Raw genomic sequence first — 13,230 nt, forward strand, 5'->3', positions numbered from 1 at the left:
CGAAGAGTGACACTGACCGAGGAGTTGCGTTGAGCAAGTTCACCGAAGAGATGTATGCGACCGCCGCAGTCACCGACCGCGGCCTGGTGACGGGAGAGCCGGACAACGCTTTCCGTCAGACCTGGGGCGACATCCACCAGGAGGCTCGGCGCATGGCCGGCGGCCTGGCCGAGGTCGGTATCGATCGCGGCGTCGCGATCGGCATTCTCGCCGGACAGCCCGTCGACATCGCACCTGCCTGCCAGGCGACGTGGATGCGCGGTGCGTCGGTGACGATGCTGCATCAGCCGACCCCCCGAACGGATCTGGGCGTCTGGGCTCAGGACACCGAGACTGTGATCGACATGATCTCCGCGAAAGCCGTCATTCTGGGTGCGCCCTTCGACGCGGCCAAGCCGCTCCTCGAAGAGCGTGGCATCACCGTCGTGACGGTGGACGAGCTTCGCAGCGGAACGTCGATCGATCCCGTGGAGACGGCCGAATCGGATATCGCACTCCAGCAGTTGACGTCCGGTTCCACCGGTTCGCCCAAGGCCGTGCAGATCACGCACGAGAACTTCTACACAAATGCCTACGCCATGATCAACCGCATCAAGTTCTCCATCGAAGACGACGTGATGGTGAGCTGGCTTCCGCTCTTCCACGACATGGGCATGGTCGGTTTTCTCACGGTTCCGATGCAGGTGGGCGCAGAGGTCATCAGCATCACGCCGATGGATTTCCTGCGTACCCCGGTGCTGTGGGCCGAACTGATGGGCAAGTACGGCGGAACCGTCACCGCCGCACCGAACTTCGCGTACTCGCTCTTGGCTCGTCGACTCGCACAGGCGGAAGACGGGGCAGTCGACCTGTCCAGCGTCCGATACATGTGGAACGGCGCCGAGCCGGTGGATCCCGACACGATGGATGCACTCGCCGAGGCCGGTGCGCGTTTCGGTTTGAACCCGACTGCGCTGGCGCCCGTGTACGGAATGGCGGAAACCACGCTCGCCGTGTCGATTCCGGATCCCGATCAAGGTCAGGTCCTCGACTACGTCGATCCAGACTTTCTCGAATCGATGTCTCGAGCGGTGCCGTCCAATCGCCCCAACGCTCGTGCCCTCGCCACACTCGGCAAGATGGTGCCTGACCTCGAGGGACGCATCGTCGACCGTGACGGTCAGGTGCTTCCGGCCCGCGGTGTCGGAATCATCGAGGTTCGCGGCAAGGCAGTCACCCCCGGGTACGTCACGGTCGACGGACACAAGCCGGCCCAGGACGACGACGGTTGGCTCGACACCGGTGACGTCGGGTACTTCACCGAGGAAGGACTGGTCGTGGTGTGCGGGCGTGTCAAGGACGTCATCATCATGGGCGGCCGGAACGTGTACCCCACAGACATCGAACGGGCGGCCGGAACCGTTTCCGGTGTGCGTCCCGGAAACGCCGTCGCGATTCGTCTCGACGCCGGCCAGAAGCGTGAGAGCTTTGCAGTCGCCGTCGAGACCAACGCTTTCGAAGATCCGGAAGAGGTCAAGCGTATCGAACGCGAAGTGGTCCACGCCGTGGTTGCCGACGTCGGTGTCCGACCTCGCGCCGTTGCGGTCCTGGGTCCCGGCAGTATCCCGAAGACGTCGTCGGGGAAGCTCCGCCGCGCGAATTCGGCTGCACTGCTGGGTAACTGACCGTCAGTGCAGGCGGTTCTGTGCGGCTTCCAACCCGAGTTCGAGCAGTAGCTCCACTGCATCCGCAGCCTCTTCGCATACGAGATCGAGTTCTTTTCGCTCCGTGGACGAGAACGGCTTGAGAACGTAGTCCGCCGGGTCCATGCGGCCCGGCGGACGACCGATCCCGACGCGCGTGCGCAGGTAGTCCTTGGTGGTCAACGAACTCGAAATGGACCGCAGGCCGTTGTGGCCGCCTTCGCCGCCGCCGAGTTTGAGTCTGATCGTCCCGAAATCGAGATCCAGTTCGTCGTGGACGACGATGATGTTCGCGGCGTCGACCGAGAAGAACCGTGCGAGACCGGCGACAGCGCCACCCGAGAGATTCATGTACGAGCGTGGTTTTCCGAGAATCACGCGCCGGCCGGCGAGGCGACCTTCGACGATTTCGGCACCACTCTTCTTGTGTACGTTGAACTTTCCGCCCATGCGCCCGGCAAGGGTGCCGGCGACCATGAAGCCGACGTTGTGCCGGGTCTTCTCGTACTGGGGGCCGGGATTACCCAGGCCGATGACGAGGGCGGTATCTGTGCTCAACGGACGCTACTTTCTGGCTTGATTTTTCCTGCTACGCACGAACGGCGCGTCACTCCGAATCGGAATGACGCGCCGCGCGCAGTGAGTTCTGTTGGAACCGAGAGGATCAGGCCTCTTCTGCAGCCTCGTCGGCGGCGGGAGCTTCTGCGCCCTCTTCGAGGTCTGCCTCGGTGGGTGCAGCAACGACGTTGACGATCAGGGTGTCGGCGTCAGCCTGCAGGGTCGAGCCCTTGGGCAGTTCGAGCTGGCTGGCCAGGATCTGGGTTCCGATCTCGAGACCCTCGACCGAAACCTCGATCTGCTCGGGGATGTGAAGCGCGTCGGCCTCGATGGAGATCGTGGATGCGTCCTGCGCGACCATCGTGCCTGCAGCAGCATCGCCGACGACGATGACGTTCACGTCGATCGTGACCTTCTCGCCCTTCTTGATGACGAGGAGGTCGGCGTGCTCGATGTAGTTGCGGATGGGGTGCACGACGACCGACTTGGTCAGTGCAACCTGCTCCGTGCCCTCGATGTCGAGGGTGAGTATGGCGTTGGTGCCGTGTGCACGGAGGATGGCGGCGAAGTCGCGAGCCGGCACATTGAGGTGGCGGGGATCTTCACCGTGGCCGTACAGAACCGTGGGGACCTGGCCGTCACGACGTGCGCGGCGAGCTGCGCCCTTGCCGAATTCGGTGCGGACGACGGCGACAAGGTTGTTTTCTTCAGACATGATGAAACGGCTCCTACAACTCACGGGGTTCGTGCTCGGTTTACTGACGTGTGGTTTTGCCTGCGGCAAGGCGGACAGGCGCGCACACGGCCAGGAGCGAAACGCTCGAGCTGAGCCGTAGCCGCGTCGATCACGGTAAACCTGCAACGTGTGGAACTGCTGCGATTCACCCTCGCCGAGACAACTTTGGATACGTTACCGGAGTTTGCTCCCGGCCGCTAATCGCAGGTGGTGGGGACCTGGCCGTGTGGACGTGGTTCGCGTCACATCGAAAGCGGTAGCCTGACGGAGTGACCACCGTGGGGAACGCTCCCGAAGGCAGTCGGCTCGGTGCCGTCGTGCCGGGTACCGACCTGTCGCAGCATGCTCGCCTACTCAGTCGGGTGCACGACGCAGTTCTCTCCGGCCAGGAACCACCGGCGCAGCCGCGGACCGTCGTGGCGCGGTCGTGGTCGAGGGTGGCCGCCGGCGGGCTCACGCCGGATCACTGCGGTGCGTCTACTGTCGCCGATTTCTCCGAGTTGGAGGCGAGGCGTTCGCGTACCGCGCTGCGAAGCGTTCTGCCCGAACTGCGAACCACGCTCACCGAGGTCGCCGAGGACGCGGGCTTCATCGTGGTCGTTGCCGACGCCGACGGTGTCCTGCTCTGGCGCGAAGGGGCGAAGACCGTCAAACGTGCGGCGGACGCTCTCGGGTTCGCGGAAGGCGCACGCTGGTCGGAGCAGTCGGTGGGGACCAACGCGATAGGTACCGCGCTGATCGAAGACTCTGCGGTGCAACTCTTCTCGGCCGAGCACTATGCGCCCACGCATCACAATTGGTCGTGTACCGGCTCGCCCGTGCACGACCCACGGACGGGCGAGATACTGGGCGTGGTGGACATCAGTGGATCCGCAGCTTCGGTGCATCCCACCACCGTCGCGCTGGTGCGCACCGCGGTTCGCCTCGCGGAGGCGACGCTGTGGCGTGAGCACGCGGCTTCGCTCGAGCGCCTGCGCTCGCGGGCGGCACCGCTGTTCGCGGCAGGAACAGGTCCGGCATTGGTGGTCGACGAGTACGGCTGGGTGGCCGGCGCCAGCGGGATTGCCGCGCCTGACCGCGTGGCAGCACCCAGTGCGGGAAAGCCCGTCATCGTGCCAGGTCTGGGGATGTGTCTGCCTGAGCCGCTCGGAGACGGCTGGCTGTTGCGCACCGGCGTCGGCGGGCCGTTGATCGAGCTGGAGCTGGCCCTCGGCGCATCGCCGCAGGTGACGGTGCGTGGTGACGCCAACTGGACGCGCGCGCTTTCGCCGCGTCACGCCCAGATCTTGCGGGCACTGGCAGCCGTCGGTTCGGCAGGTGTGGATGCCGCGGGCCTGAGCGAAGTGCTCTTCGGTGATCGCGAGCATGTCGTGGCAGTGCGCGCCGAGGTGTCCAGACTGAGGAAACACCTCGGCGCGGTCCTGCAGACTCAGCCGTACCGCTTTGCCGAGGGCGTGCGAGTTGTGGTGATCTAGCGTGCCGCGCTGATTCCGGCACGACGTCCGAAGAAGCTGCCGTCGCCGAGACTTGTCCCGCTGGCGTAACCGCCCGCACAGACACCGGACGTGCAGCGACCCGCTGCGAAGAGTCCGGGGATCGGCGCACCCGAGACGTGCAGAACCTCGGAATCGACGGTGGTCTTCAATCCTCCCAGCGTGAATCCGCCTGTGCGGCCACGGAGATCGATTGCCGCGAACGGGCCGACGATCGGCTTCACCCACTCGGACTTCTTGCCGAGCACCGGATCCGAACCTTCAGCCGCGTGCCGGTTGTAGAGGTCGACGGTGGATTGCAGCGATCCGACGGGCAATCCCATCTCGCCTTCGAGTTCCTCGACGGTCTCCGCCACCCAGCTCGGCTGCGCCCGCAACTGTGCACTGGACGATTCGGCATTCATGCCTTCCTCGTACGCAGCTTCGTCGATCACGAGGAATGCCTGGTTGTCCTGCTGGAACAGCGTTGCCTGGCCGATGCGGCCGGGGTAGGTGTCCTCGGGGATGTATCGCTGACCGCGGCCGTTGACAAGAATGCCGCGCACCATCAACTGTGGGTCGCAGAAGAACGCGACCTCGGTGGCGTCCATGTGTGCGGTGTCGGCGCCGAGTGCCTGACCGATCTGGATTGCGCGGCCGTCGTGCGCCTCGATGGAGGCCGCCGGGTGGCCGAAGATGCGCGGTGCGTTCGAGCGCACCATCTCGTTGTTGTACGCGAAGCTGCCCATCGCAAGCACTACGCCTTTGCGGGCACGAATCGCGACATCCTTGCCGTAGCGCTTGGCGACGACGCCGACAACCCGATCGCCGTCTACCACCACAGTTTGGACGCGCAGATCGTATTCTGCTCGGACACCGAGCTTTTCGGCCGTCTCGACGAGTGGCTTCATCAGCATGTAGCCGCCGCCCTTCTCGCCGGTGTTCTTCTCGGACATCTGCGGAACGTGTCCGCGGGGCGCGGGATCGACGAGGGTGTTGAACGGCGCGGCGTTCTCGCCTCCCGAGTACATCAGGCCGTCGTCGTACGGCGGTTCCCAGCCGGGCTGACCCCAGAACGATTCCTTGAACGGGACCCCGGCGTCGACGAGCCAGTTGTAGTGATCGACGCTGCCCTCGCAGTACGCGTCGATCTTCGTATCGTCGGTTCCGGGGCCGAGCGCTGCCTTCATGAACGTCTTCATGTTCTCGACCGAGTCCTCGAACCCGCACGCCTTCTGCAACGGCGTTCCACCGCCCAGGTAGATGAATCCACCAGCCAGTGACGCGGCTCCGCCCCAACCGCCCGTCCGCTCCAGGACGAGCACCTCGGCGCCGGCACGCGCTGCTTCGATCGCAGCGGTGACGCCGGCGATGCCGTATCCCGCGACGACGACGTCGGCCTCGTAGTCCCAGGTGGTGATGTCGGCAGCGGAGATCGGTCTGACGGTGGGGTCGGCCATGCGAATAGTCCTCTCGGAAGGCGAAACTGCTGATCACCCCACAGTTGCAGTTTCGACTTCCACAGATCAGGCATGGTCCCGGTCAACGGGAGGTTTGTAATCCCCTGACCGCGCCCAGAAATGTGTCCAGGTCGGCTTCGTCGACGAAGTAGTGCGGCGATGCGCGAACCACGGCATCGAGCCCGCGGGCATCCATGTCGAGGAGGGTGGACCCGCGACCACTGACGGTAACGGTGATGTTCTGTGCTGCAAGCTGATCCCGCACCAAGTGCTCGGGGATACCGTCGACGGTGAAGGAAACGATGCCGCTCAGATGGGTTCCTCGATCGCGGACTTCGACTCCGGAAATCGCTGCCAGACCTTCCCTCAGCGTGACTGCTCGGGATTCGATCTGCTCCCACGCCGTGTCGGTGCCGATCGAGAGCAGATAGTCGGCGGCGACGCCGAGACCCAGGCGCGCAGCGACACTCGTTTCCCAGAGCTCGAATCGTGTTGCGTCCGGTGCGGGTACGAAGCTGTTCTCGCTGGTCCATTCCGCTCCGTGCAGGTCCATCGCAGCGGGTTCGAGTGCGTCGACGAGTCCGGGGCGGACGTACAGGAATCCGGTTCCGCGTGGCCCGCGGAGCCACTTGCGGCCGGTTGCGCTGAGGGCGTCGACGCCGAGTTCGGTGACGTCGATGGGCAATTGGCCGACGGACTGGCATGCGTCGAGCAGAACGAGCGAGCCGTGGGCCCTCGCGAGTTCGACGACCTCGCGGACGGGGTTGATCAGGCCGCCGTTGGTGGGGACGTGGACGACGGAGACGACGCGAACCCGATCGTCGAGCATGTTCTCGAGTGCGTCGAGGTCGATGCGTCCGTACTGATCGCTCGGGATGATCTCGACGTGGGCACCGGTCGAACGCGCCCGCCCCAGTGCAGCGATGGCGTTGCTCGCGTATTCGACTCCGCTGATGAGGATTCGATCACCAGGTCCGAGCGAAACCGAGGCGAAGAAGTCGTTCCACGCGCGGGTCGCGCTGTCCGTCAACGCGATATCGGTTGCCTGAGCGCCGATGACCCGGGCCAGCGAATGCGGAACAGCAGCGAGGGCGCCGCTCTGACGAGCAGCTGCGACGTATCCGCCGACGTCGGCTTCACGTCGCAGGTGCTCGATCATCGTGGCCGGCACCGGCTCGGGCGGGAGCGAGGATCCCGCGCTGTCGAGGAACACCTTGTCAAGGCATCCGGGAGTGTCGCGGCGGATCGTGTCGAGATCGAACATGGCACCTTCCGTTCATGTCGGTGTGGTTCAAACTACCTGTGAACGAAGCTGTCCCGATGGAGCGAAGACTGGGCACGGCCGATGCCGTGGTGATCGGCCTCGGCGCGATGATCGGCGCCGGAGTCTTCGTGGTTTTCGCGCCCGCTGCCGCAGTAGCCGGTACCGGGTTGCTTGTGGGCCTGGCGATTGCAGCGTTCATCGCATTCTGCAACGCGACGTCGTCGGCGCAGCTTGCGGCCAGATACCCCACTTCAGGTGGGACCTACGTCTACGGACGTGAGCAGCTCGGACCCTGGTGGGGGTTTGCCGCCGGCTGGTCGTTCGTGATCGGGAAGACCGCGAGCTGCGCGGCAATGGCTCTGACTTTCGCGACGTATGTTGCGCCTACGGCCTGGCGTGTCCCCGTCGCGGTATTGGTGGTGGCAGCGCTGGTTGCAGTCAACTACCGCGGAGTCACGCGGACGGCGCACATGGCCAGGGTGATCGTCGCCGTGTCGACGACGGCGCTGTGTGTAGCGCTGGTGGTTGCCGTCGTCGGTCCTGGTGCAGTGCGCGAGTTCCCGGATCTCGCATTCGGGTCGTGGTACGGCGTTCTGCAATCGGCGGGACTGATGTTCTTTGCCTTCGCCGGGTACGCCAGGATCGCGACGCTGGGGGAGGAAGTGCGTGATCCGCGTCGAACGATTCCGCGGGCGATCCTGATCGCACTCACCGTCGCCGTCATCCTCTATGCGCTGGTAGCGGTGGTGCTGTTGGTGACGCTGGGACCTGATCGGCTGGCGAATTCGGCGCGACCACTGGCCGATGCAGTGGGCACGGCCGGGTGGAACTGGGCGGTTCCCGTAGTGGTGATCGGTGCCGCGGCGGCGTCGGCGGGGGCGCTGCTGGCTCTGATCGCGGGGGTGAGCCGTACGGCAATGGCGATGGCCCGCGAGCGCGATCTGCCAGTGGCCCTCGCTGCAGTCCATCCACGGTTCGGGGTCCCTCACCATGCGGAACTTGTGGTCGGTGCCGTTGTGATCGCCTTGGTCTCGACAACCGATCTTCGTGGGGTGATCGGCTTTTCGTCGTTCGGAGTGTTGCTCTACTACTTCGTCGCGAACGTGAGTGCGTACAGCCAACGCGGTGTGGACCGGTTGTATCCGAAGTGGCTGCAAGCGGTCGGCGCGGCTGGTTGTGTCGTTCTGGTGGTCACACTTCCGTGGATCGCGGTTGTTTCCGGGGCAGGTGTGGTTCTGGCCGGTTGTGGGTACCGGTGGATACGACTGAAGAAATTCAACGACACGTAACACCACAAAGGGTGCATCTCGGACGTTGGCGTTCTATCGTCGGTAGCGACCGCGAAGACCGCCCGAAGGGGAAGTCGAATGGTGACAGCAGCGTTGACAGCAGCACAGACCACGCAGGTGGATTCACGTCCTGCGGCCGAGGCCTACGTCGGTGGTGTGTGCTTCAAACAGGGGCCACCCCGTTTGGTCGGAGCTGAGCTCGAGTGGCTGACCAGCCAGGTTCCCGGTGGGGAGCGGCCGTCAGCAGCGACTCTGGCAAAGGCACTCGGGCGACACGCACCCACCAGTATCGACCCGGATTCACCAGCGGTTCCGCTTCCTCGTGGCAGCCTCGTCACCGTAGAACCTGGCGGACAGATCGAACTCTCGTCAGCGCCGCGGACGTCCGCCCGAGAACTGTGTGACTGTCTCGACGAAGACCGTCGTACTCTTGAAACACTCCTCGCGTCGTACTCCATCGAAATCAGTTCTGCCGCGGCCGACGTCGCCCGCCCACCTTCCCGGATTCTCCGGTTGCCACGTTATTGCGCAATGGAATCCCGCTTCGCCGGGATAGGACCGTACGGCACCTTGATGATGTGCAATACAGCAGCAGTGCAGGTCAGTGTCGATGCCGGCGGCAGCCCGGAGTCCATTGCCCAGCGTTGGCGGCTCCTCGGGGACATGGGGCCGGCGCTCATCGCTGCGTTTGCGTGTTCTCCACGCTTGCAAGGGGTTCCGAGAGGGGATTGGGCGTCCCAACGCATGCGGACGTGGCTCGAACTCGATTCCTGGCGAACGGTCGCAGTCCCGGAAGTGCAGGACTACGCCGGCTGGGCGCTCGATGTTCCGCTGATGTGTGTGCGAAACGAGGGCGACGATTGGACGGCTCCGCGGGGTGCCACTTTCGGGGACTGGATAGACGGCGCTTTGGATGCCGAGATCGGACGCCGACCCGTCTGGGCGGACTTGGACTATCACCTGTCCACGCTGTTCCCGCCGGTTCGCGCTGTCGGCCATCTGGAGGTTCGCTACATCGATGCGCAGCCGGGAGATCTGTGGCGAGTACCGGTAGCAGCGATCGACGCGTTGCTGTCCGGGCCTGCCGTGATGCGTGAGGCGAGTGATGCCGCAGCGTCGACGGCCGGGAGATGGCGGGATGCGGCAGAGTACGGTTTGGACGACGTCGAACTGCGTTCGGCGGCAACCTCTCTGATGTCGCTTGCCGCGTCGTACGCGCCGGAGCCGCAGTTTGTCCGTCTTCTCGATGCCGCAGCCGAACGGTGTTGTCGCGCAATTGTGCCCGGTGAGAGCGACACATGACGGGGGAGATCACCAAGGAAGCGGTCGAGGCCGTACTTCTGCGAGCGCGTGAACGGTCGACGCTGCTCACCGACTGCGTCGACGATACCGAATTGGTCGCTCAGCATTCCCCGTTGATGAGTCCACTCGTGTGGGACCTGGCGCATATCGGCAATCAAGAGGAACTCTGGCTGGTGCGAGATGTCGGTGGCCGCGATCCGGTGCGTAGCGACATAGACGAGCTGTACGACGCGTTCAAGCATTCGAGATCGTCGAGACCCACACTTCCCCTGCTTAACCCGGCCGAGGCGCGCGAATACGTACGTACGGTTCGCGGGAAGGTCTGGGATGTGCTCGAAGCCAGCACCTTCGGGCGCACAGAACTCGACATGGACGGTTTTGCCTTCGGGATGATCGCGCAGCACGAGCAGCAACACGCCGAAACCATGCTCGCAACACACCAATTGCGTTCGGGACCCACGGCGCTCGTTGCGACTCCCGCTCCGCAAGCGGCCCGCATGCCGGAACTCGACGAGGTCACGATCCCCGCCGGCCCCTTCGTCATGGGGACCGACGACGAACCGTGGGCACTCGACAACGAGCGCACTGCGCATCAGGTCTATCTCACCGACTTCGCGATCGACAGATTCCCGGTCACCAATGGGCAGTTCGTCGAATTCATCGAGGACGGCGGCTATTCCCGACCGGAACTGTGGTCCCGTGACGGTTGGCGGCATCGCGTCGACGCGAAACTCCGTGCACCGCTGTTCTGGGAACGCGACAGTTCGGGTTGGTGGCACGAGACTTTCGGCGTCGAGGCGCCGGTCCCACCGGACAAGCCCGTCGTGCATGTGAGCTTCTACGAAGCCGAGGCCTACGCGAGTTGGGCAGGCAAACGGCTTCCCACCGAGGCGGAATGGGAAAAGGCCGCGCGGTGGGATCCGGAATCCGGAAGATCGCGACGATTCCCGTGGGGGGACGTGTCCGCAGACGAGAATCATGCCAATCTCGGTCAGCGCCATCTCGGTCCCGCCGGCGTCGGCTCGTACCCGGCGGGTGCGTCGGCAGCGGGTGTCGAGCAGTTGATCGGTGACGTGTGGGAGTGGACGTCTTCGGGTTTCCATCCGTATCCGGGTTTCCGGGCCTTCCCGTATCGGGAGTATTCGGAGGTGTTCTTCGGCGGCGACTACAAAGTGTTGCGAGGGGGATCGTTCGGGACCGACAGCGTTGCCTGCCGGGGGACGTTCCGCAACTGGGACCACCCGATCAGGCGGCAAATCTTCTCGGGTTTTCGCTGCGCCAGAACGATTTCGGGTAGATCCTGACATGTGTCGGCACCTCGGGTATCTCGGGCCGCCGCGTTCGGTTCGTGAACTCCTCCACGACGGCGAGAACTCACTGATGCGACAGTCGTGGGCACCTCGCGAGATGCGTGGCGGCGGGACCATCAATGCCGACGGATTCGGCGCGGTGTGGTGGAACGGTGGAAGGCAGGGACGGTACCGCAGTATCTCGCCGATCTGGTCGGACCCGACAGTCGACGAGACGTTGTCCCACATCATTTCCGGATCCGTTCTCGCCGCCGTACGTTCCGCGACGGAGGGGATGGCCGTCGAGATCGGTGCCTGCGCACCGTTCGTCGACGGAACCTACGCTTTCAGCCACAACGGAGCGGTATCCGGTTGGCCTGGCTCACTCGCCGACTTGGCAGCAGAAGTTCCGGCCGTCGAATTGCTGAAGATGCCCGCGCCGACGGATGCTGCCTTGTTGTGGACAGTGCTTCGGCATCGGTTGAAGTCGAAGCCCGCGGAAGCCGCCGTGACGAGCCTGGTTCACGATGTGGCTGCGGCGGCACCGGATTCACGATTGAACCTCCTGTTCGGCGACGGGCAGGAACTGTGGGCCACGGCGTGGGGCCACACGTTGTACACGCGGGTCGACGAGTCGCGGGCACTGATCGTTTCCGAACCGTCCGATCGTTCGCCGGACTGGGAGCAGGTGCCGGACCGGCACATCGTCTGCGCGCGTCCCGGCCATTTGATCATCACCCCGATACCGATGGGAGAACAATGAAAACCCCTACGCTCGAGGTTTATCTGACACCGGCCGAATCGGTCGACGCATTGCGAGCCGAGGCCAGGGAGGGCTTGACCGCTACGCCGAAGTGGCTCTCGCCCAAATGGTTCTACGACGCGCGTGGAAGTGAACTGTTCGAGGAGATCACGGCCTTACCCGAGTATTACCCCACCCGTACCGAACGCGGCCTGCTCGCTCGGTACGCCGACGAGATCGCGGCGTTGACCGAACCCGAGATCCTGATCGAACTGGGTTCAGGTTCCTCTGAGAAGACGCGGTTGCTCCTCGACGCGATGACGGCTCGCGGAACTCTGCGAACGTATGTACCGCAGGATGTTTCGGTGACGGCCCTCGAAGGTGCGGCGGAGCAAGTCGGTGCCGAGTTTCCCGGAATCGACGTGCTCGGAGTGGTCAGCGACTTCACCGGTTCGCTGCATCATCTGCCCGGTGGTGGACGGCGCGCGGTCGCTTTTCTCGGGGGGACTCTCGGTAATCTCGTTCCCGCAGAACGAGCCGAGTTCCTCTCGGGGATCGCAGCGGTGCTCGCTCCGGGGGAGAACCTGATCCTGGGTGTGGGATTGGTGATCGATCCCGCAGTTCTCGTGCCCGCCTACGACGACGCTGCCGGTGTGACTGCGCAGTTCAATCTCAATGTTCTCTCGGTCCTGAACAAGCAACTGGGAGCGAACTTTCCCTTGGAGGACTTCCGTCACGTCGCGCTCTGGGATGCCGAGAACGAGTGGATCGAGATGCGCCTGGAAGCACTTCGTGAAGTCTCGGTGCATATCGACGACCTGGATCTGGAGATCACCTTCGCAGCGGGCGAGCAGCTGCGCACCGAGATCTCGGCGAAGTTCACCGAGGAGGGGATTGCCGCGGAACTCGCGTCCGCGGGCTTCGGGGTACGGAAGGTGTGGACGGATCAGGATCAGCGCTTCGCGTTGTTGTGCGCGCAGCGGGCGTGAAGTGGGCGCTTGTCAGAGGATGCTGTCTCCTCCTAGAAGTGTCTCAAAAGTTCTGTAGGCGGCAATATTTGAGAAGTGTCGAGAGTAGAGATCTGCGGTGCCGGTATGGACAGCTTCCGACACCGGCGCAAGATCCACGAGATGCGCGAGTTTTACATAGGACTGGTCATCGCTCGCGCCGAGCGGATACTCCTGCTCGCCGGCCTTGCGCTCGAATTTTGACTGCGCCTCAGCGGGGTCGCCAGCCCAGATGAGATAACAGTCCTCTCGGTAGAAGCACCCGACCCCGTCATTCTTCCCCAACTCGAATATCGCTATGCCGAAGTACGGTTGATCTCGTGTCGGATGCTGAGTCATGCGATTGAACGTAGTGACATCGGAGCGCAAAAGGTATCGGTGAATACCCCGGGATTTCGCAAAAACTTTGTCGGTGGGCGCCCGTAGAAT

At 64.1% G+C, this 13,230-nt stretch carries 12 protein-coding genes; 7 read left to right on the forward strand and 5 right to left on the reverse strand.

What is annotated here, in order from left to right:
• The first annotated feature begins 29 nt into the window (after positions 1-29).
• On the forward strand, positions 30-1,664 hold the full coding sequence (locus ATN37_RS03480) for a fatty acyl-AMP ligase (RefSeq protein ID WP_218694752.1): 1,635 nt from the start codon (positions 30-32) through the stop codon (positions 1,662-1,664).
• A gap of 3 nt (positions 1,665-1,667) precedes the next feature.
• On the opposite strand, the gene pth is transcribed toward ATN37_RS03480, so the two are convergent.
• The gene (gene pth / locus ATN37_RS03485; protein ID WP_003946229.1) at positions 1,668-2,240 is read right to left on the reverse strand and encodes an aminoacyl-tRNA hydrolase; all 573 of its coding nucleotides are present in this window, start codon (positions 2,238-2,240) and stop codon (positions 1,668-1,670) included.
• 106 nt (positions 2,241-2,346) lie between these two features.
• Complete coding sequence (locus ATN37_RS03490; protein WP_003946242.1) at positions 2,347-2,955, reverse strand: 50S ribosomal protein L25/general stress protein Ctc; 609 nt, start codon at positions 2,953-2,955, stop codon at positions 2,347-2,349.
• A 290-nt stretch (positions 2,956-3,245) separates the two neighbouring features.
• Between ATN37_RS03490 and ATN37_RS03495 the strand changes: the two genes are divergently transcribed.
• Positions 3,246-4,451, forward strand: coding sequence for a GAF domain-containing protein (locus tag ATN37_RS03495; RefSeq protein ID WP_075834005.1), 1,206 nt, complete (start codon positions 3,246-3,248; stop codon positions 4,449-4,451).
• Here ATN37_RS03495 and ATN37_RS03500 read toward each other — a convergent pair.
• Both ATN37_RS03500 and ATN37_RS03505 read right to left on the reverse strand, forming a co-directional pair.
• Positions 4,448-5,908, reverse strand: coding sequence for an FAD-dependent oxidoreductase (locus tag ATN37_RS03500; protein WP_218694753.1), 1,461 nt, complete (start codon positions 5,906-5,908; stop codon positions 4,448-4,450). The two genes, ATN37_RS03495 and ATN37_RS03500, sit on opposite strands and share 4 nt — an antisense overlap.
• A gap of 82 nt (positions 5,909-5,990) precedes the next feature.
• A complete protein-coding gene (locus tag ATN37_RS03505) occupies positions 5,991-7,172 on the reverse strand; it encodes an aminotransferase class V-fold PLP-dependent enzyme (protein ID WP_218694754.1) in 1,182 nt (393 codons plus the stop codon).
• Between the two features lie 14 nt (positions 7,173-7,186).
• Between ATN37_RS03505 and ATN37_RS03510 the strand changes: the two genes are divergently transcribed.
• From ATN37_RS03510 to egtD, 5 genes are all read left to right on the forward strand, one after another.
• Positions 7,187-8,461, forward strand: a complete 1,275-nt coding sequence (locus ATN37_RS03510; RefSeq protein WP_218694755.1) for an APC family permease — start codon at positions 7,187-7,189, stop codon at positions 8,459-8,461.
• 78 nt (positions 8,462-8,539) lie between these two features.
• Positions 8,540-9,763: an ergothioneine biosynthesis glutamate--cysteine ligase EgtA gene (gene egtA / locus ATN37_RS03515; protein ID WP_003946302.1), complete on the forward strand. Its 1,224-nt coding sequence runs from the start codon at positions 8,540-8,542 to the stop codon at positions 9,761-9,763.
• The gene (gene egtB / locus ATN37_RS03520) at positions 9,760-11,067 is read left to right on the forward strand and encodes an ergothioneine biosynthesis protein EgtB (RefSeq protein ID WP_003946306.1); all 1,308 of its coding nucleotides are present in this window, start codon (positions 9,760-9,762) and stop codon (positions 11,065-11,067) included. The genes egtA and egtB overlap by 4 nt, the downstream gene beginning before the upstream one ends.
• Before the next feature lies 1 nt (position 11,068).
• Complete coding sequence (egtC, locus tag ATN37_RS03525) at positions 11,069-11,815, forward strand: ergothioneine biosynthesis protein EgtC (RefSeq protein ID WP_030536290.1); 747 nt, start codon at positions 11,069-11,071, stop codon at positions 11,813-11,815.
• Positions 11,812-12,783, forward strand: coding sequence for an L-histidine N(alpha)-methyltransferase (gene egtD, locus ATN37_RS03530; RefSeq protein WP_218694756.1), 972 nt, complete (start codon positions 11,812-11,814; stop codon positions 12,781-12,783). Before egtC ends, egtD begins: the two co-directional genes overlap by 4 nt.
• Before the next feature lie 12 nt (positions 12,784-12,795).
• On the opposite strand, the gene ATN37_RS03535 is transcribed toward egtD, so the two are convergent.
• Positions 12,796-13,140 carry a DUF4288 domain-containing protein gene (locus ATN37_RS03535; RefSeq protein WP_047270343.1) on the reverse strand — a complete coding sequence of 115 codons (345 nt, stop codon included), beginning with the start codon at positions 13,138-13,140 and terminating at the stop codon, positions 12,796-12,798.
• Positions 13,141-13,230 lie beyond the last annotated feature (90 nt).

Origin of the sequence: Rhodococcus sp. MH15 (assembly GCF_019266045.1) — a bacterium.
Classification (GTDB): Bacteria; Actinomycetota; Actinomycetes; order Mycobacteriales; family Mycobacteriaceae; genus Rhodococcus_F; species Rhodococcus_F qingshengii.